This is a genomic window from Pseudomonas sp. NBRC 111123 (assembly GCF_001320205.1).
GTDB lineage: Bacteria > Pseudomonadota > Gammaproteobacteria > Pseudomonadales > Pseudomonadaceae > Aquipseudomonas > Aquipseudomonas putida_J.
Genome location: NZ_BCAZ01000040.1, coordinates 1 through 19,606, shown reverse-complemented (window position 1 = coordinate 19,606; position 19,606 = coordinate 1). Strand labels below are relative to the sequence as shown.

The window sequence follows — 19,606 nt, the reverse complement described above, 5'->3', positions numbered from 1 at the left end:
CCATGGCTAGCATTCCAACCATTTCCTTCGACGCCATCATCATCGGTGGCGGCGGCGCCGGCATGCGCGCAGCGCTGCAGCTGGCCCAGGGCGGTCACAAGACTGCCGTAGTCACCAAGGTCTTCCCGACCCGTTCGCACACTGTATCCGCCCAGGGCGGCATCACCTGCGCCATCGCTTCGGCCGACCCGAACGACGACTGGCGCTGGCACATGTACGATACCGTCAAGGGTTCCGACTACATCGGTGACCAGGACGCTATCGAATACATGTGTCAGGAAGGCCCGGCTGCGGTCTTCGAGCTGGACCACATGGGGCTGCCGTTCTCGCGTACCGAAACCGGCCGTATCTACCAGCGTCCGTTCGGTGGCCAGTCCAAGGACTTCGGTAAGGGTGGCCAGGCCGCCCGTACCTGTGCTGCGTCCGACCGTACCGGTCACGCGCTGCTGCACACCCTGTACCAGGGCAACCTGAAGGCAGGCACCACCTTCCTCAACGAGTACTATGCCGTTGACCTGGTGAAGAACAAGGAAGGCGCTTTCGTCGGCGTGATCGCGATCTGCATCGAAACCGGCGAAACCATGTACATCAAGTCCAAGGCCACCGTTCTGGCCACTGGCGGTGCCGGTCGTATCTACGCCTCCACCACCAACGCCCTGATCAACACCGGTGACGGTATCGGCATGGCCCTGCGTGCAGGCGTTCCGGTGCAGGACATCGAAATGTGGCAGTTCCACCCGACCGGCATCGCCGGCGCCGGTGTACTGGTCACCGAAGGCTGCCGCGGTGAAGGTGGCTACCTGATCAACGCCCACGGCGAACGCTTCATGGAGCGTTATGCGCCGAACGCGAAAGACCTGGCCGGCCGCGACGTGGTCGCCCGTTCCATGGTCAAGGAAATCATCGCCGGCAATGGCGTGGGCCCGAACAAGGACCACGTACTGCTGAAGCTGGACCACCTGGGCGAGGAAGTGCTGCACAGCCGCCTGCCAGGCATCTGCGAGCTGTCCAAGACCTTCGCCCACGTCGACCCAGTGGTCGCCCCGGTTCCGGTCGTTCCAACCTGCCACTACATGATGGGCGGCGTTGCCACCAACATTCATGGCCAGGCCATCACCATGGACGAAGAAGGCAAGGATCACATCATCCCTGGCCTGTTCGCCGTAGGTGAGGTGGCGTGCGTATCGGTTCACGGTGCCAACCGCCTGGGCGGCAACTCGCTGCTCGACCTGGTGGTGTTCGGCCGTGCTGCCGGCCTGCACCTGGAGAAGGCGCTGAGCGACGGCATCGAGCACCTCGACGCCAGCGACACCGACATCGATGTTGCCCTGAGCCGTCTGAACAAGCTCAACGAGCGCTCCACTGGCGAAGACGTTGCCAGCCTCAAGCGCGAGCTGCAAAGCTGCATGCAGAACTACTTCGGTGTATTCCGTACTGGCGAATACATGCTGAAGGGTATCGAGCAGCTGGCCGGCCTGCGTGAGCGCATCGCCAACGTCAAGATCAACGACAAGTCCCAGGCCTTCAATACCGCGCGTATCGAAGCGCTGGAGCTGCAGAACCTGCTGGAAGTCGCCGAAGCGACCGCCATTGCGGCCGAAGCCCGTAAAGAGTCCCGCGGCGCTCACGCCCGTGAAGACTTCGAAGACCGTGACGACGAAAACTGGCTGTGCCACACCCTGTACTACCCGGGTGAGAAGCGCGTCGCCAAGCGTGACGTCAACTTTGCGCCGAAGACTGTTCCAGCCTTCGAACCAAAAGTCCGGACTTACTAAGGGTGGCTGCTATGTTGAAAGTCGAAGTTTATCGTTACAACCCGGACACCGACTCGGCGCCCAAGATGGAGTCGTTCGACGTCGATACCGGCGGCAAGGACCTGATGGTGCTGGACGTGCTGGCGCTGATCAAGGAGAAGGACGAGGGTTTCTCGTACCGTCGCTCCTGCCGTGAAGGCGTTTGCGGTTCCGATGGCATGAACATGAACGGCAAGAACGGCCTGGCCTGCATCACCCCGCTGTCGGGCGTGGTCAAGGGCAACAAGCTGGTTCTGCGTCCGCTGCCAGGCCTGCCGGTCATTCGTGACCTGGTGGTCGACATGAGCATCTTCTACAAGCAATACGAGAAGGTGAAGCCGTTCCTGCAGAACGACACGCCGGCTCCGGCCATCGAGCGTCTGCAGTCGCCGGAAGATCGCGACAAGCTGGACGGTCTGTACGAGTGCATCCTGTGCGCTTGCTGCTCGACCTCCTGCCCGTCGTTCTGGTGGAACCCAGACAAGTTCCTGGGCCCGGCCGCTCTGCTGCAGGCCTACCGCTTCCTGGCCGACAGCCGTGACACCAAGACCCAGGAGCGCCTGGCGTCCCTGGATGATCCGTTCAGCGTATTCCGCTGCCGCGGGATCATGAACTGCGTCAACGTTTGTCCGAAGGGTCTGAATCCGACCAAGGCAATCGGTCACGTACGTAACATGCTGCTGCAAAGCGGCACCTGATACAAAGCGTTGTAACTGCAGTAAGCCGAGGTGCGGGTGGTGAGCCCGCACTGAGGTAAAACCTGAGCAAGGGCCCACAAAGCTCGCGCTCGATACCTATGAAGATATGAGACCAGCAGGGGCTTTCCGGGCTGGTACCCGGAAAATCAGCAGGATCCAAGTGGCGTGGTTCAGTCGCTTTATTCGGACTTTTCCAGGTTTGCTGTGGCTCTCGCCGATCAGTCCCCTAACCGAGGGTGACCAAGCATGCAAGAAAGCGTGATGCAGCGCATGTGGGAAAGCGCCCACCTTTCAGGTGGTAACGCTGCATATGTGGAAGAGCTCTACGAACTCTACCTGCACGACCCTAACGCTGTGCCAGAAGAGTGGCGCACTTACTTCCAGAAGTTGCCCGCCGACGGCAGCACCGCTACCGATGTATCGCACTCGACGATCCGCGACCATTTCGTACTGCTGGCAAAGAACCAGCGCCGCGCCCAACCGGTTTCCGCCGGGAGCGTGAGCACAGAACACGAGAAGAAGCAGGTTGAAGTTCTGCGACTGATCCAGGCCTATCGTATGCGCGGTCATCAGGCTGCCAAGCTCGACCCGTTGGGGTTGTGGCAGCGACCTGCGCCTGTAGACCTGTCGATCAATCACTACGGCTTGACCAATGCCGATCTTGATACGACCTTCCGTGCCGGCGACCTGTTCATCGGCAAAGAGGAGGCGAGCCTACGCGAGATCTTCGAGGCACTCCAGAAGACATATTGTCGCACCATTGGCGCCGAGTTCACCCACATCGTCGATTCCGAGCAGCGCAGCTGGTTCCAGCAGCGCCTGGAAAGCGTGCGCGGCCGTCCGGAATTCTCGGCCGACGTGCAGGCACACCTGCTCGAGCGCGTGACCGCCGGTGAGGGCCTTGAGAAATACCTGGGCACCAAGTACCCAGGCACCAAGCGTTTCGGCCTCGAGGGCGGCGAAAGCCTGATCCCGATGCTGGACGAAATGATCCAGCGTTCCGGCTCCTACGGCGTCAAGGAAGTCGTGATCGGCATGGCCCACCGTGGCCGCCTGAACGTGCTCGTCAACACCTTCGGCAAGAACCCGCGCGAGCTGTTCGACGAGTTCGAAGGCAAGAAGATGAACGAGCTGGGCTCCGGTGACGTCAAGTATCACCAGGGCTTCTCTTCGAACGTGATGACCCCGGGTGGCGAAGTTCACCTGGCCATGGCGTTCAACCCGTCCCACCTGGAAATCGTCTCGCCAGTGGTTGAAGGTTCGGTGCGCGCCCGTCAGGACCGCCGCAACGATACCGTGGGTGACAAGGTTCTGCCGATCTCGATCCACGGCGACGCTGCGTTCGCCGGCCAGGGCGTGGTCATGGAAACCTTCCAGATGTCGCAGACCCGCGGTTTCAAGACCGGCGGCACCGTGCACATCGTGATCAACAACCAGGTTGGTTTCACCATCAGCAACCCGCTGGATGCGCGCTCCACCGAGTACGCCACCGACGTTGCCAAGATGATTCAGGCGCCGATCCTGCACGTCAACGGTGATGATCCGGAAGCCGTACTGTTCGTGACCCAGCTGGCCATCGATTACCGCATGCAGTTCAAGCGTGACGTGGTCATCGACCTGGTCTGCTACCGTCGCCGCGGCCACAACGAGGCCGACGAGCCGAACGGCACCCAGCCTTTGATGTACCAGCAGATCACCAAGCAGCGCACCACCCGTGAACTGTATGCCGATTCGCTGATCCAGGCGGGCCGTATCGAGGCCGAGCGCGCTCAGGCCAAGATCGACGAGTACCGCAACGCCCTGGACAACGGCCTGCACGTGGTGAAGAGCCTGGTCAAGGAGCCGAACCGCGAGCTGTTCGTCGACTGGCGTCCGTACCTGGGCCATGCCTGGACCGCGCGTCACGACACCCGCTTCGACCTCAAGACCCTGCAGGACCTGTCGGCCAAGCTGCTGGAACTTCCCGAAGGCTTCGTCGTACAGCGTCAGGTCGCGAAGATCTACGAAGACCGTCAGAAGATGCAGGCCGGTGGCTTGCCGATCAACTGGGGTTATGCAGAGACCATGGCTTACGCCACCCTGCAATTCGAAGGTCACCCGATCCGCATGACCGGTCAGGACATCGGCCGTGGCACCTTCTCGCACCGTCACGCGGTGCTGCACAACCAGAAGGACGCCAGCACCTACGTACCGCTGAAGAACCTGTTCCCGGGCCAGCCGCGTTTCGACCTGTACGACTCCTTCCTGTCGGAAGAAGCGGTACTGGCCTTCGAATACGGCTACTCGACCACCACGCCGAATGCGCTGGTGATCTGGGAAGCCCAGTTCGGTGACTTCGCCAACGGTGCCCAGGTCGTGATCGACCAGTTCATCACCAGCGGCGAGCATAAGTGGGGCCGCCTGTGCGGTCTGACCATGCTGCTGCCACACGGTTATGAAGGGCAGGGCCCGGAGCACTCCTCCGCGCGTCTGGAGCGTTACCTGCAGCTGTGCGCCGAGCACAACATCCAGGTCTGCGTACCGACCACCCCTGCACAGATCTACCACCTGCTGCGTCGCCAGGTCATCCGCCCGCTGCGCAAGCCGCTGGTAGTCCTGACGCCGAAGTCGCTGCTGCGCCACAAGCTGGCCATCTCGACCCTGGAAGACCTGGCAGAAGGCTCGTTCCAGACCGTGATCCCGGAAATCGACAACCTCGACCCGGCCAAGGTAGAGCGCCTGGTGCTGTGCAGCGGCAAGGTCTACTACGACCTGCTGGAAAAACGCCGTGCCGAAGGCCGCGAAGACATCGCGATCCTGCGTCTGGAGCAGCTGTATCCGTTCCCTGAGGACGACCTGGTCGAGATCCTGGCGCAATACACCAACCTCAAGCATGCGGTCTGGTGCCAGGAAGAACCGATGAACCAGGGCGCCTGGTACAGCAGTCAGCACCACATGCGCCGTATCCTGGGCCGCCACAACAAGGCGCTGGTCCTGGAATACGCCGGCCGCGACGCTTCCGCCGCGCCAGCCTGTGGTTACGCATCGAAGCACGCCGAGCAGCAGGAAAAACTGCTGCAAGACGCCTTCACTGTTTAATGCCTTCGCGCACCTGAAACCGAATTTAAGGAAACACAGATAATGGCTATCGAGATCAAAGCCCCAACCTTCCCGGAATCGGTTGCCGATGGCACCGTTGCCACCTGGCACAAGCAGCCGGGCGACGCCGTCAAGCGTGACGAGCTGATCGTCGACATCGAGACCGACAAGGTCGTCCTGGAAGTTCTGGCTACCGCCGACGGCGTGCTGGGCGCTATCGTCAAGGGCGAGGGCGACACCGTCCTGTCCGACGAAGTACTGGGTTCGATCGTTGAAGGTGGCGCTGCTGCCGCAGCGCCTGCAGCTGCACCGGCCGCCGCTGCTCCAGCCGCTGCTGCCGCCGACGCTGGCGAAGACGACCCGATCGCAGCTCCTGCCGCTCGCAAGCTGGCTGAAGAGAGCGGTATCGATCTGGCTGCCGTTGCCGGCACTGGCAAAGGCGGCCGCATCACCAAGGAAGACGTCGTTGCCGCCGTCGCCAACAAGAAGTCGGCTCCGGCCCCAGCGGCCAAGCCTGCCGCCGCCGCTGCTGCCCCGGTTGTCGTTGCCGCTGGCGACCGCACCGAGAAGCGCGTGCCGATGACCCGTCTGCGCGCCAAGATCGCCGAGCGTCTGGTCGAAGCCCAGTCGAACATGGCCATGCTGACCACCTTCAACGAAGTCGACATGACCGAAGTCATGGCCCTGCGTTCGAAGTACAAGGACCTGTTCGAGAAGACCCACAACGGCGTACGCCTGGGCTTCATGTCGTTCTTCGTCAAGGCGGCCACCGAAGCGCTGAAGCGTTTCCCGGCTGTCAACGCCTCGATCGACGGCAACGACATCGTCTACCACGGCTATGCCGACGTCGGCGTTGCCGTGTCGAGCGACCGTGGCCTGGTGGTACCGGTTCTGCGTAACGCGGAATCGATGAGCCTGGCTGAAATCGAGAACGGCATCGCCACCTTCGGCAAGAAGGCCCGTGACGGCAAGCTGGCCATCGAAGAGATGACCGGTGGTACCTTCACCATCACCAACGGCGGCACTTTCGGCTCGATGATGTCGACCCCGATCGTCAACCCGCCACAGGCTGCCATCCTGGGCATGCACAACATCATCCAGCGCCCGATGGCCATCAACGGCCAAGTGGTTATCCGCCCGATGATGTACCTGGCACTGTCCTACGATCACCGCCTGATCGATGGCAAGGAAGCGGTAACCTTCCTGGTCACCATCAAGAACCTGCTGGAAGATCCGTCTCGCCTGCTGCTGGACATCTAACCCTCTGGCTGCGTACCGTGCCGGCCCTGGCTTCGCGAGAAGCCATGCCGCGCGGTCCGCGGCCTGTAGCTTGTAGCTGATAAGGAATCTTTTATGACCCAGAAATTCGACGTAGTGGTAATTGGTGCAGGCCCTGGCGGCTATGTTGCTGCCATCAAGGCCGCACAACTTGGTCTGAAGACTGCCTGTATCGAGAAGTACACCGACGCCGAGGGCAAGCTGGCCCTGGGCGGCACCTGCCTGAACGTAGGCTGCATTCCGTCCAAGGCGCTGCTGGACAGCTCCTGGAAGTACAAGGAAGCCAAAGAGAGCTTCAACGTCCACGGTATCTCCACGGGTGAAGTGAAGATGGACGTCGCCGCGATGGTTGGCCGCAAGGCGGGCATCGTCAAGAACCTGACCGGTGGCGTTGCCACCCTGTTCAAGGCCAACGGCGTTACTTCGATCCAGGGCCACGGCAAACTGCTGGCTGGCAAGAAGGTTGAAGTCACCCAGGCTGACGGCACCACCGAAGTCATTGAAGCCGAGAATGTCATCCTCGCTTCCGGTTCGCGTCCGATCGACATTCCGCCGGCTCCGGTCGACCAGAACGTCATCGTCGACTCCACCGGCGCCCTGGAATTCCAATCGGTACCGAAGCGCCTGGGCGTGATCGGTGCTGGCGTGATCGGCCTGGAGCTGGGCTCGGTATGGGCTCGCCTGGGTGCTGAAGTCACCGTCCTGGAAGCGCTGGACACCTTCCTGATGGCTGCCGACACCGCCGTGTCGAAAGAAGCCCAGAAGACTCTGACCAAGCAAGGCCTGGACATCAAGCTGGGTGCCCGCGTCACCGGCTCGAAAGTCAACGGCAACGAAGTCGAAGTGACCTACACCAACGCCGAAGGCGAGCAGAAGATCACCTTCGACAAGCTGATCGTCGCGGTCGGCCGGCGCCCCGTGACCACTGATCTGCTGGCTTCCGACAGCGGCGTTACCATCGACGAACGTGGCTACATCTTCGTCGACGACTACTGCGCTACCAGCGTTCCTGGCGTATACGCCATCGGTGACGTGGTGCGTGGCATGATGCTGGCGCACAAGGCCTCGGAAGAGGGCATCATGGTTGTCGAGCGCATCAAGGGCCACAAGGCTCAGATGAACTACGACCTGATCCCGTCGGTCATCTACACCCACCCGGAAATTGCGTGGGTCGGCAAGACCGAACAAGCCTTGAAGGCCGAGGGTGTTGAGGTTAACGTAGGCACCTTCCCGTTCGCGGCCAGCGGCCGTGCGATGGCAGCCAACGATACCGGTGGTTTCGTCAAGGTCATCGCCGATGCCAAGACCGACCGCGTGCTGGGCGTTCACGTGATTGGCCCATCCGCTGCCGAACTGGTACAGCAGGGCGCAATCGCAATGGAATTCGGCACCAGTGCCGAGGATCTGGGCATGATGGTCTTCAGCCATCCAACCCTGTCCGAAGCGCTGCATGAAGCAGCGCTGGCAGTGAATGGCGGCGCCATTCACGTGGCCAACCGTAAGAAGCGTTAATTATAAGAAACCACGGCGGGCTGCCCGTCGTGAGTCTTGCGTGCATGACTCACCGCGGAACGTCCGCCGGACCGGACTACACGGGAAAACCCGGGGTCAATGGTCACAGGTGGTGCGGCGCCAGTAATGGCGCAGCGCCGAAGCGCAGTACCTAACGAAGACGGTAAAAAGCATGAATCTTCACGAGTATCAGGGTAAGCAGCTGTTCGCTGAATACGGCCTGCCAGTTTCCAAGGGTTTCGCTGTCGATACCCCTGAGCAAGCGGCTGAAGCCTGCGACAAGATCGGCGGTTCGGAATGGGTCGTCAAGGCTCAGGTCCACGCGGGTGGTCGCGGTAAAGCGGGCGGCGTCAAGCTGGTTCGCAGCAAGGAAGACGCCAAGGCGTTCGCTGCGCAGTGGTTGGGCAAGAATCTGGTGACCTACCAGACTGACGCCAACGGTCAACCAGTCTCCAAGATCCTGGTCGAGTCCTGCACTGACATCGCCAAAGAGCTGTACCTGGGCGCTGTAGTGGATCGTTCGAGCCGCCGTATCGTGTTCATGGCTTCCACCGAAGGTGGCGTGGACATCGAGAAAGTCGCTCACGAAACTCCTGAGAAGATCCTCAAGGCTACCATCGACCCACTGGTTGGCGCTCAGCCGTTCCAGGGTCGTGAGCTGGCGTTCCAGCTGGGTCTGGAAGGCAAGCAAGTTCAACAGTTCGCCAAGATCTTCGTTGGCCTGGCCAAGCTGTTCAAAGACCACGATCTGGCCCTGCTGGAAGTGAACCCGCTGGTGATCAAGGCCGATGGCGACCTGCACTGCCTCGATGCCAAGATCAACATCGACGCCAACGCCATGTACCGTCAGCCTAAGCTGAAGACTTTCCACGACCCGTCGCAGGACGACGCCCGTGAAGCCCACGCTGCCAAGTTCGAACTGAACTACGTTGCCCTCGAAGGCAACATCGGCTGCATGGTCAACGGTGCCGGCCTGGCCATGGGTACCATGGACATCGTCAACCTGCACGGCGGCAAGCCAGCCAACTTCCTCGACGTGGGCGGCGGCGCGACCAAAGAACGCGTTACCGAAGCGTTCAAGATCATTCTGTCCGACAGCAATGTCGCGGCTGTTCTGGTCAACATCTTCGGTGGCATCGTTCGCTGCGACATGATTGCCGAAGGCATCATCGGTGCAGTGAAAGAAGTCGGCGTTAAAGTTCCGGTTGTCGTTCGCCTTGAAGGCAACAACGCCGAACTGGGCGCTAAAGTACTGGCAGAAAGCGGTTTGAACATCATTGCGGCAACCAGCCTGACCGACGCTGCTCAACAAGTTGTCAAAGCTGCGGAGGGCAAGTAATGAGCGTCCTGATCAATAAAGACACCAAAGTCATCTGCCAGGGCTTCACCGGCTCGCAGGGTACGTTCCACTCCGAACAAGCCATCGCCTACGGCACCAAGATGGTCGGCGGCGTTACTCCAGGCAAGGGTGGCACCACCCACCTGGGCCTGCCAGTGTTCAACACTGTGAAAGAAGCCGTAGAAGCCACCGGCGCTGACGCTTCGGTCATCTACGTTCCGGCTCCGTTCTGCAAGGACTCGATCCTGGAAGCGGCATTCGGCGGCATCAAGCTGATCGTCTGCATCACCGAAGGCATTCCTACCCTGGACATGCTGGATGCCAAGGTCAAGTGCGACGAACTGGGCGTGACCCTGATCGGCCCTAACTGCCCAGGCGTCATCACTCCGGGCGAGTGCAAGATCGGCATCATGCCAGGCCACATCCACCTGCCAGGCAAGGTCGGTATCGTTTCGCGTTCCGGCACCCTGACCTACGAAGCGGTCAAGCAGACCACCGACGCCGGCTTCGGCCAGTCGACTTGCGTGGGCATCGGTGGCGACCCGATCCCAGGCTCCAACTTCATCGACATCCTGAAGCTGTTCCAGGAAGACCCGAAGACCGAAGCGATCGTCATGATCGGTGAGATCGGCGGTTCGGCTGAAGAAGAAGCTGCGGCCTACATCAAGGCCAACGTCACCAAGCCAGTCGTTTCCTACATCGCGGGTGTTACCGCACCTGCGGGCAAGCGCATGGGCCACGCTGGCGCCATCATTTCCGGCGGCAAAGGCACTGCGGACGAGAAGTTCGCCGCGCTGCAGGACGCTGGTGTGAAGACCGTGCGTTCCCTGGCTGATATCGGCAAGGCCTTGGCCGAGCTGACCGGCTGGGAAGCCAAGAAGTAATACCTGCTACACCCCCCACGCGCACAGAGGCCACCTTCGGGTGGCCTTTGTCGTTTTCGGGGGGGGGGGGGCCTGCACCGGCCTCTTCGCGGGCACGCCCGCTCCCACAGGAAAATCACTAGCCTTGATACTTGTGAGGTATCTGTGGGAGCGGGTTTACCCGCGAAGAGGCCGGCACAGGCAATGCGGAATTTTCGATGGGTACCATAGGAATTTTGAAGCAGACGAACGTTTCAATACGGAGATAATTCCTACTGTCTTCGGTCACACAGAGGACAAACATGTACGCACATCGGACAAGCAGCACTGTATCAGTGCGTTTACCGGGTAAAACGGTTAATCTACGCGTTCACTCTGTGCCCGTACCCCAAAAGGGAACGACACGCTAAACGGGTCTGGCCTATCAAGCCGGGCAGCATTTCCCCTCATCCAAAGGGAAATCCCCTCTCGAATCCCGATTTCAGCAGTGTGGTACTACCTTAAATGAAAGTTCTCAAAGGCCAGGATATCCTGGCGCTTGGCTTTATGACGTTTGCGCTTTTCGTAGGCGCTGGCAACATCATCTTCCCGCCTATCGTTGGTCTGCAGTCTGGCCCGCACGTATGGATGGCGGCCCTGGGCTTCCTGGTTACCGCCGTGGGCCTGCCGGTCATCACCGTGGTCGCCCTGGCCAAGGTCGGTGGTGGTATGGACGCCCTGAGCAGTCCGATCGGCAAGTTCTTCGGTGGCCTGCTGGCGGCCGTGTGCTACCTGTCAGTCGGCCCGCTGTTCGCGACGCCGCGTACCGCGACCGTGTCGTTCGAAGTGGGCGTGGCGCCGTTGACCGGTGAAAGCCCGACAGCGTTGTTCATCTACAGCCTGGTGTACTTCGTCGTGGTACTGGCCGTGTCCATGTACCCGGGCAAGCTGCTTGACACTGTCGGCCGCTTCCTCGCGCCGCTGAAGATCATCGCCCTGGCGGTGCTGGGTATCGCTGCCTTCGCCTTGCCAGCCGGGACCATCGGTGAAGCACAGCCGGCCTATGCCGCCGCTGCGTTCTCCAAAGGCTTTTCCGATGGCTACTTGACCATGGACACCCTTGGTGCCCTGGTATTCGGTATCGTCATCGTCAACGCCATCCGCTCGCGCGGTGTCGAGTCGCCGAAGCTGATCACCCGCTATGCCATCATCGCCGGCCTGATCGCCGGTGTCGGCCTGGCCCTGGTGTACATCAGCCTGTTCCGCCTGGGTGCCGGCAGCCACGATATCGCCGCCGATGCCACCAACGGTGCCGCTGTTCTGCACGCTTATGTACAGCACACCTTCGGTTCCCTGGGCAGCGGCTTCCTTGCCGTGCTGATCGCCCTGGCGTGCCTGGTGACTGCCGTTGGCCTGACCTGCGCCTGCGCCGAATACTTCAGCCAGATTCTGCCGCTGTCGTACCGTGCACTGGTGGTGATCCTGGCAGGCTTCTCGCTGCTGATTTCCAACCTGGGCCTGACCAAGCTGATCATGTTCTCGATCCCGGTGCTGACCGCGATCTATCCGCCGTGCATCGTGGTGGTGGGCCTGAGCTTCGTGAAGGACCTGTGGAATTCGCCGACTCGCATCCTGGCTCCAGTGATGCTGGTTTCGCTGGTGTTCGGTATCGTCGACGCGATCAAGGGCAGCGACATCGCCCACGTGCTGCCAGACGTCATGGCGCACCTGCCGCTGAGTGATCAGGGCCTGGCCTGGCTGGTGCCTTCGGTCGTGACATTGATCGGCGCCGTGGCCTGCGACCGCATGCTCGGCAAGCCGCGCGAAGCGTTGGCCTGAGAAGTTGAAGCCTGAGGGCGGCACCGGCCACAAGCCGTAGGGTGCTCGCCAAAGGTGGAGACTCGAAAGCCCCGCATCTGAAAGGATGCGGGGCTTTTTCATTTCATGTTTGTGCCTTTTACCGCTTGTAGGCGTCGAAATCCGGTCACTATTCTTTGTGCACCTGGCCTTCGGGAATTCTGCATGAACTTCATCCAAAGCAACCTCCACAACCTCCTGGCTGTCTGCTGGTTCGCCCTCTGCTGGGGCGGTTACACCCGCTATGCCATCTGGAAGGGCCGCGACACCGCGTGCCTGGCCAGCGTGCTGCACCTGTACCGGGAAGACTGGATGCGCCGTATGCTACTGCGCGACAACCGCATCGCCGACGCCAGCGTGATCGGTAACCTGGAGCGCAATGCCTCGTTCTTCGCCTCCAGTACTCTGATCATCCTCGCTGGTATTCTCACCGTGCTGGGTGCTTCGGATCGCGCGCTGTCACTGCTGGCGGACCTGCCTCTGGTGCAGCAGGCGTCCCAAGGCATGTCGGAGATCAAGCTGCTGTGCCTGGCAATGGTCTTTGTCTACGCCTTCTTCACCTTCAGCTGGTGCATGCGTCAGTACAACTTTGCCGCAGTGCTGGTGGGGTCCGCGCCTATGATCGGTGAGCGCCAGGTCAATGAACTGGAGCGCAAGGCTTTCGCTTCGCGCGCAGCACGGGTGCTGTCCCTTGCAGCCAACCAATTCAACTTTGGCCTGCGTTCTTATTACTTCGGGATGGCCATGCTTACCTGGTTCATCAGCCCCTGGCTGTTCATGGTCGTGAGTGTGGGTGTCGTGCTGATTCTGTATCGACGGGAGTTCCATTCCGATGTATTGGACGTGATGGTGTTCACCCCCACTGAGAGTGCGATGACAGAAGTGCCCAGGGAAAGTTCCAGCAGCATTAACTGAAACGTTTAACTCACTAAAAGCAGGCACAAAAAAACCCGACGATGTCGGGTTTTTTTGTTTGGGTCGATTACTGCTTAGCAGGTTCTGCAGGCGCAGTTGACGGCGCAGGAGTAGCGGGGGCGGCCTCTTCGGCGGCCTTCTGCTCGGCTTCGGCCTGATCTTTGGCAGCTTCGGCGTTTTCCTTGGCGGCGTCGTTCATCTTATCCTGAGCATCACCCATCTTTTCCTGGGCTTGTTCACGATGTTCTTGTGCGTCTTGGGCTTTGTCTTCGCTCGCTTTATCGCAAGCAGCCAGGCCCATGGCAGCAGCCAGCATCAGAGCAAAAGCAAAAGGTTTACGCATGGGGGTGTTTCCTCTTGGTGAATAAGTGAGTTGTTCCTTCGAGTTCAGTCATGCGGAATAAGTTCCACACGTTTTAAAGATATATAACACCCCGTGCTAGATAGACTTTTTACAGGTTTTATGCCGCCACTGCAGTGATCACGGAAGCAGCGTATGAACGATTCAAGCTTGCAGGCCATGGCCGAACGCTTTCTTTCAGCATTGAAACATTGCCAGTTGTTGCAGATGCGTGTGGCCCAGGCCGACAGCGACGGCATGACGTTGGTCATGCCCTGGTCGCCGGCGATCGTCGGCAACCCACAAACCGGCGCGGTGCATGGCGGGGCGTTGACCACGTTGATGGATACCACGTGTGGCATGGCCACCTTGTGCGTGCTGCCACGCTTCGAGGTGTGCCCGACGCTGGATCTGCGTATCGACTACATGCACGCCGCGGTACCGGGCAAGCCGATTTACGGCCATGCCCAGTGCTATCGCGTGACCCGCGACGTCATTTTCACCCGTGGCACGGCCTATCAGGACGACCCTGGGCAGCCGATCTGCCATGCGGTAGGGACCTTCATGCGCCTGGGTCAGGAGATCAAGGGTGGCATCCGTTTCGGCAGCAGCCTGAAGGAGGGTGGGGCATGATCCCTGAAGACGTTCGCAGGCAGTTGAACGCGGCTCACGCGGTGGGTGACTACGGTCCCTTGCTGGCCTTGATCCCATACGCCGGCCTGATCGGCATCGAGTGCCAGCGCGATGGCGACGACTTGCTGTTCCGCCTGCCGGCCAGCCAGGACAACATCGGCAACCCGTTGCTGCCGGCCATCCATGGTGGCGTCATTGCCGGCTTCATGGAACTTTCCGCGGCCCTGTACCTGCTGATCTACAGCGAGAGCGCGAGCATTCCGAAGATCATCGATTTCTCCATCGACTACCTGCGTGCCGGGCATTTTCGCGATACCTACGCCCATTGCCAGCTGTGGCGTCAGGGGCGGCGGGTGACCAATGTCGCCATCACCGCCTGGCAGGCAGACCGGCAGTCGCCGATCGCCACTGCTCGCGCACATTTCAAGATCGAACCGGAAAAGCCCTTGAAATCGTCCGGGCAGCCCCCATCTGCATGACATCCGCCGTTAAGGCAGGCCACGTCGGCCGCCAGGCGCCACTGCCATCAGATCGGAGTTTTGAAGACCATGAGTGTGGAGACTCAAAAAGAAACGCTGGGCTTCCAGACCGAGGTGAAGCAACTGCTGCACCTCATGATCCATTCGCTGTACTCGAACAAGGAGATCTTCCTCCGTGAGCTGATCTCCAACGCCTCCGACGCCGCCGACAAGCTGCGCTTCGAGGCCCTGGCCAAGCCAGAGCTGCTCGAGGGCGACGCCGACCTGAAGATCCGCCTCAGCTTCGACAAGGACGCCGGTACCGTGACCCTCGAGGACAACGGCATCGGCATGAGCCGCGAGGATGTCATTGCCCACCTGGGCACCATCGCCAAGTCCGGCACCGCCGACTTCATGAAAAACCTTACCGGTGACCAGAAGAAGGATTCGCACCTGATCGGTCAGTTCGGTGTGGGCTTCTATTCGGCCTTCATCGTCGCCGACAAGGTCGACGTCTACAGCCGGCGCGCCGGCCAGCCGGCCGCCGAAGGCGTGCACTGGTCGTCCAAAGGTGAGGGCGAGTTCGAAGTCGCCACCATCGACAAGCCGCAGCGCGGTACCCGCATCGTTCTGCACCTGAAGAAGGACGAGCAGGAATTCGCCGATGGCTGGCGCCTGCGCAACGTGGTCAAGAAGTACTCCGACCACATTGCCCTGCCGATCGAGCTGCCCAAGGAGCAGGCCGAAGCCGCCGAGGGTGAAGAAAAACCTGCGCAGGAATGGGAAACCGTCAACCGCGCCAGCGCCCTGTGGACCCGTTCGCGCTCCGAGGTGAAGGACGAGGAATACCAGGAGTTCTACAAGCACATCGGTCATGACTTCGAGAACCCGCTGGCCTGGAGCCACAACAAGGTCGAAGGCAAGCTCGAATACAACTCGCTGCTGTATGTACCGGCCCGTGCACCGTTCGACCTGTACCAGCGCGAAGCACCGCGCGGCCTGAAGCTGTATGTGCAGCGCGTGTTCATCATGGACCAGGCCGAGTCGTTCCTGCCGCTGTACCTGCGTTTCATCAAGGGTGTGGTCGACTCCAATGACCTGTCGCTGAACGTATCCCGCGAAATTCTGCAGAAAGACCCGATCATCGACTCGATGAAGACCGCGCTGACCAAGCGTGTGCTGGACATGCTGGAGAAGCTGGCCAAGAACGAGCCTGAGCAGTACAAGGGCTTCTGGAAAAACTTCGGCCAGGTGCTGAAGGAAGGCCCGGCTGAAGACTTCGCCAACAAGGAAAAGATCGCTGGCCTGCTGCGCTTCGCCTCCACCCAGGACGACAGTGGCGAGCAGAGCGTTGCCTTGGCCGATTACCTGGCTCGCGCCAAGGAAGGCCAGGACAAGATCTACTACCTCACCGGCGAGTCTTACGCGCAGGTCAAGAACAGCCCGCACCTGGAAGTCTTCCGCAAGAAGGGTATCGAGGTACTGCTGCTGACCGACCGTATCGACGAGTGGCTGATGAGCTACCTCAACGAGTTCGACGGCAAGGCATTCGTCGACGTCGCCCGTGGCGACCTGGACCTGGGCAAGCTGGACTCGGAAGAGGACAAGAAGGCCCAGGAAGAAGTCGCCAAGAACAAAGAAGGCCTGGTCGAGCGTCTGAAAGGTGCATTGGGTGACAGCGTGGCCGAAGTGCGGGTGTCGCACCGCCTGACCGACTCGCCGGCGATTCTGGCCATCGGTGAACAGGACCTGGGCCTGCAGATGCGCCAGATCCTGGAAGCCAGCGGGCAGAAGGTGCCGGACTCGAAGCCGATCTTCGAATTCAACCCGACTCACCCGTTGATCGAGAAGCTGGACAACGAGCAGAGCGAAGACCGTTTCGCCGAGCTGTCGCACATCCTCTTCGATCAGGCCGCGCTGGCGGCCGGTGACAGCCTGAAGGACCCGGCGGCTTACGTTCGTCGCCTGAACAAGCTGCTGGTCGAGCTGTCTGCTTGAGTTGATGCATAGGAAAGCCCGCTTCGGCGGGCTTTTTTCATGGCGGGTTGTTTTATGAAAAAGTGCCTAAGGAGTGCTTGATGAGCAAGGTAATCGTCGAATCGCTGGTCTATCACCTGTCCGGCAAGACTTATGAGAGCCGCCTGGTCTACGAGCCGGGTGCGCTGCCAAAGCCCGGCCTGGTGATGGCGCCGAACTGGATGGGTATTGGCGAAGGCGCCGAGCGCATTGCCAAGGAAGTGGCCGAAAAGGGTTACGTGGTGCTGATTGCCGACCTGTATGGGCAGTCGGTACGCCCGTCCAATGCGGATGAGGCTGGCGCGGCGATGATGCCGCTGAAAAATGACCGGGCCGAGCTGCGCAAGCGCATGAACGAGGCGTTGTCGCAGCTGCTGGCGCAGTCCAAGGCGTTACTGGAGCCAGGCAAGGTCGCCACCTTCGGCTTCTGCTTCGGCGGTTGCTGCGCCTTGGAACTGGCCCGTACCGGTGCCGACCTGAGGGCGGCGGTGTCGTTCCACGGCACGCTTGATACGCCGAACCCGGAAGACGCCAAGCGCATCAAGGGCTCGGTGCTGGTGCTGCATGGCGCTGCCGATCCGCTGGTGCCGAAGGAGCAACTGCCGGCGTTCGAGGAGGAGATGAATGCGGCCAAGGTGGATTGGCAGTTGCTGAGCTACGGTGGTGCGGTGCATTCGTTCACTGACCCGAATGCCAATGTGCCGGGCAAGATGCAGTACGACCGCCGTACCTCTGAGCGGGCGTTCCGCTCGATGCACAACCTGCTCACCGAAGTGTTCCAGCGCTGACATTGCATGGGGCCGCAAAGCGGCCCCAATTCAGCGAGGCAACTCGATTCTCGACGTTTCCCCAGGCACCGTCGGCCAATCCCCCGCTGCCCACTTGGCCCGTGCCTGCTCGATCAATTCCACATCACTGGCCACAAAATTCCAGTTCATCCGCCGCGGTCCATCCAGCGGCTCGCCGCCAATGAGCACCAGTTGGCACTCCTCCTCGGCATACAGCGTGACCTCTTCCCCTTCCGCCAGCACGATCAGGCTACAGGCCTCGACCTGCTCGCCGTCCATGAACAGTTCGCCGTCGAGCAGATACAGCGCCCGCTGCGCATGTTCGTCAGGAACTACCAAGGTAGTGGCCGCCTGCATCAGCACATGCGCATAAAGGGTAGGGGAGAGCACCGGCACCGGTGACTCCAGGCAGAACCCGCTGCCGGCAATCATGCAGATACGCACGCCCAGGTTGTCACTGACCGGCAAGCTCGCCGCGGGGTGGTGGCTGTAGCTCGGTTCGCCTTGTTCGAGTGCCTGGGGAGAGGCCAGCCACACCTGCAGCCCATGCAGGCGTGAGCCATGGGCCAAGGCGTCCACAGGTGTACGCTCGACATGCGCTACCCCTTTGCCGGCGGTCATCCAGCTCACATCACCCGGCAGTACGCGCTGCTCCGAGCCAAGGCTGTCCTTGTGCAGGATCGCGCCTTCGAACAGATAGGTCAGGGTGGACAGGCCGATATGCGGGTGCTGGCGGATATCCATGCCATGGCCCGGCGCATAGTCGGTCTCGAGCATATGGTCGAAAAACACGAACGGGCCGACGCTGCGGCACTGGGCCGAGGGCAGCGGGCGCAGGATCGGTTGGCCCTCGACCGATTCGGCGCGTGGGCGGATGATCAGGGGGCTGCTCATGGTGGGCTCCAGGCGAGGTGGAAATGCCCCAAGCATAGCGGTTTGCCGGGCAATGCTGAACCGTTGCGCTGGCTGCCCGGTCTACCCTGTTCATGCATGGAGAAGGAGCACGCCCATGATTGCCAGAGCGCTGGCCTGCATGCTGTTGTCTGGCTGGCTATGCCAGGCGGCACAGGCTCGTGACTACCGCTACAGCGATGCCCATTTGCACTACGTGGACTTTTTCCAGGAGACCGAGGGCATGCCGGCGCTGATCAAGGCCATGGATCAGGCGGGTGTCGAGCACTCGATGATTTCTGGTATTCCGGTCGCTAAGAAATGGCACGAAGACGAGCCCAAGCGCCCGCGCTATTACGCCGGCGACGACGCTGATGCCTATTGGTATAGCGCCACCGATACCTATGTCGCTGCCGCGTTGGAAAAGCTGCCGGCCGAGCAGCGAAAACGTTTTCATCCTTTTCTGACCGGTTTCAATCCAGTGGACAAGAATGCTGTCAGCCATATCGAGCGCATGCTCGAACTTAACCCGGGGCTGTGGCAAGGGATCGGCGAGGTGTTTACCCGGCATGACGACCTGACTGCGCTGACCAGTGGCGATACACCGCGGGCCAATAACGAAGCCATGACGCGCATCTACCACCTGGCGGCCGAGCGCGACCTCCCGGTGCTCCTGCATTCCAACATCACCTCCAAGCGCGAGCGCAACCCGCTGTACCTGGCGGAGATCGAAGAGCCGCTGCGCAACCACCCGCACACGCGCTTCATCTGGGCGCATGCCGGCAGCAGCATGGAAATTCACCGGCACCAGACGCAGATGGACTTCCTGCTGCCGGTGCTGACGCGGTTGCTGGAGGATTACCCAAACCTGTATGTGGACCTGTCGTGGAGTGTGTTGCAGCCTTATCTGCTGGACGACAAGGGCGTGCCGCGCAAGGAATGGCTGGCGTTGGTCGAACAGTACCCGGAGCGGTTCATGCTGGGGTCGGATGTGGTGGGGCGTTTTGGCAGCCTGGGGGAGCAGATGCACGGGTTCAGGCCGTTTCTGGATGCCTTGCCGGAAGAAGTAGCCAATAAGGTGGCGCGGGATAACTTTCTGGCGGTGCTGCCCAAGGCTCAGCATTAGCCTGTACCGGCCTCTTCGCGGGTAAACCCGCTCCCACAGGGA

The 19,606-nt window shown here is 60.9% G+C and carries 16 protein-coding genes; 14 read left to right on the top strand and 2 right to left on the bottom strand.

Annotated elements, in window-relative coordinates:
• Positions 1 to 2 precede the first annotated feature (2 nt).
• From sdhA to APH27_RS19045, 9 genes are all read left to right on the top strand, one after another.
• Positions 3 to 1,775, top strand: a complete 1,773-nt coding sequence (gene sdhA / locus APH27_RS19085; protein ID WP_060485637.1) for a succinate dehydrogenase flavoprotein subunit — start codon at positions 3 to 5, stop codon at positions 1,773 to 1,775.
• Between the two features lie 11 nt (positions 1,776 to 1,786).
• Positions 1,787 to 2,491: a succinate dehydrogenase iron-sulfur subunit gene (locus APH27_RS19080; protein WP_012315348.1), complete on the top strand. Its 705-nt coding sequence runs from the start codon at positions 1,787 to 1,789 to the stop codon at positions 2,489 to 2,491.
• Positions 2,492 to 2,737: 246 nt separating this feature from the next.
• Positions 2,738 to 5,569, top strand: a complete 2,832-nt coding sequence (locus tag APH27_RS19075; protein WP_027921322.1) for a 2-oxoglutarate dehydrogenase E1 component — start codon at positions 2,738 to 2,740, stop codon at positions 5,567 to 5,569.
• A gap of 42 nt (positions 5,570 to 5,611) precedes the next feature.
• Complete coding sequence (gene odhB / locus APH27_RS19070) at positions 5,612 to 6,829, top strand: 2-oxoglutarate dehydrogenase complex dihydrolipoyllysine-residue succinyltransferase (RefSeq protein ID WP_060485636.1); 1,218 nt, start codon at positions 5,612 to 5,614, stop codon at positions 6,827 to 6,829.
• Between the two features lie 93 nt (positions 6,830 to 6,922).
• Entirely contained in the window at positions 6,923 to 8,359 is a 1,437-nt protein-coding gene (gene lpdA, locus APH27_RS19065; protein WP_027921324.1) for a dihydrolipoyl dehydrogenase, read from the top strand.
• 172 nt (positions 8,360 to 8,531) lie between these two features.
• Positions 8,532 to 9,698: an ADP-forming succinate--CoA ligase subunit beta gene (gene sucC, locus APH27_RS19060; protein ID WP_011534748.1), complete on the top strand. Its 1,167-nt coding sequence runs from the start codon at positions 8,532 to 8,534 to the stop codon at positions 9,696 to 9,698.
• On the top strand, positions 9,698 to 10,582 hold the full coding sequence (gene sucD, locus APH27_RS19055) for a succinate--CoA ligase subunit alpha (protein WP_016393102.1): 885 nt from the start codon (positions 9,698 to 9,700) through the stop codon (positions 10,580 to 10,582). The genes sucC and sucD overlap by 1 nt, the downstream gene beginning before the upstream one ends.
• Before the next feature lie 483 nt (positions 10,583 to 11,065).
• Positions 11,066 to 12,379: a branched-chain amino acid transport system II carrier protein gene (gene brnQ, locus APH27_RS19050; RefSeq protein ID WP_027921325.1), complete on the top strand. Its 1,314-nt coding sequence runs from the start codon at positions 11,066 to 11,068 to the stop codon at positions 12,377 to 12,379.
• A gap of 183 nt (positions 12,380 to 12,562) precedes the next feature.
• Positions 12,563 to 13,312: a DUF599 domain-containing protein gene (locus APH27_RS19045; protein ID WP_060485635.1), complete on the top strand. Its 750-nt coding sequence runs from the start codon at positions 12,563 to 12,565 to the stop codon at positions 13,310 to 13,312.
• Positions 13,313 to 13,379: 67 nt separating this feature from the next.
• Here the strand turns inward: APH27_RS19045 and APH27_RS19040 are convergent, their stop codons facing one another.
• Positions 13,380 to 13,655, bottom strand: a complete 276-nt coding sequence (locus tag APH27_RS19040) for a hypothetical protein (RefSeq protein WP_027921327.1) — start codon at positions 13,653 to 13,655, stop codon at positions 13,380 to 13,382.
• A gap of 153 nt (positions 13,656 to 13,808) precedes the next feature.
• On the opposite strand from APH27_RS19040, the gene APH27_RS19035 reads away from it, so the two are divergent.
• From APH27_RS19035 to APH27_RS19020, 4 genes are all read left to right on the top strand, one after another.
• Positions 13,809 to 14,285: a PaaI family thioesterase gene (locus tag APH27_RS19035; protein ID WP_060485634.1), complete on the top strand. Its 477-nt coding sequence runs from the start codon at positions 13,809 to 13,811 to the stop codon at positions 14,283 to 14,285.
• Complete coding sequence (locus tag APH27_RS19030; RefSeq protein WP_027921329.1) at positions 14,282 to 14,764, top strand: PaaI family thioesterase; 483 nt, start codon at positions 14,282 to 14,284, stop codon at positions 14,762 to 14,764. Before APH27_RS19035 ends, APH27_RS19030 begins: the two co-directional genes overlap by 4 nt.
• A gap of 69 nt (positions 14,765 to 14,833) precedes the next feature.
• Complete coding sequence (gene htpG, locus APH27_RS19025; RefSeq protein ID WP_027921330.1) at positions 14,834 to 16,741, top strand: molecular chaperone HtpG; 1,908 nt, start codon at positions 14,834 to 14,836, stop codon at positions 16,739 to 16,741.
• Positions 16,742 to 16,821: 80 nt separating this feature from the next.
• Positions 16,822 to 17,547 carry a dienelactone hydrolase family protein gene (locus APH27_RS19020; protein ID WP_027921331.1) on the top strand — a complete coding sequence of 242 codons (726 nt, stop codon included), beginning with the start codon at positions 16,822 to 16,824 and terminating at the stop codon, positions 17,545 to 17,547.
• A 30-nt stretch (positions 17,548 to 17,577) separates the two neighbouring features.
• Here the strand turns inward: APH27_RS19020 and APH27_RS19015 are convergent, their stop codons facing one another.
• A complete protein-coding gene (locus tag APH27_RS19015) occupies positions 17,578 to 18,441 on the bottom strand; it encodes a pirin family protein (RefSeq protein WP_060485633.1) in 864 nt (287 codons plus the stop codon).
• A 115-nt stretch (positions 18,442 to 18,556) separates the two neighbouring features.
• Here APH27_RS19015 and APH27_RS19010 point away from each other — a divergent pair, with 115 nt between their 5' ends.
• The gene (locus APH27_RS19010) at positions 18,557 to 19,564 is read left to right on the top strand and encodes an amidohydrolase family protein (protein ID WP_027921333.1); all 1,008 of its coding nucleotides are present in this window, start codon (positions 18,557 to 18,559) and stop codon (positions 19,562 to 19,564) included.
• The last annotated feature ends 42 nt before the right edge of the window (positions 19,565 to 19,606 follow it).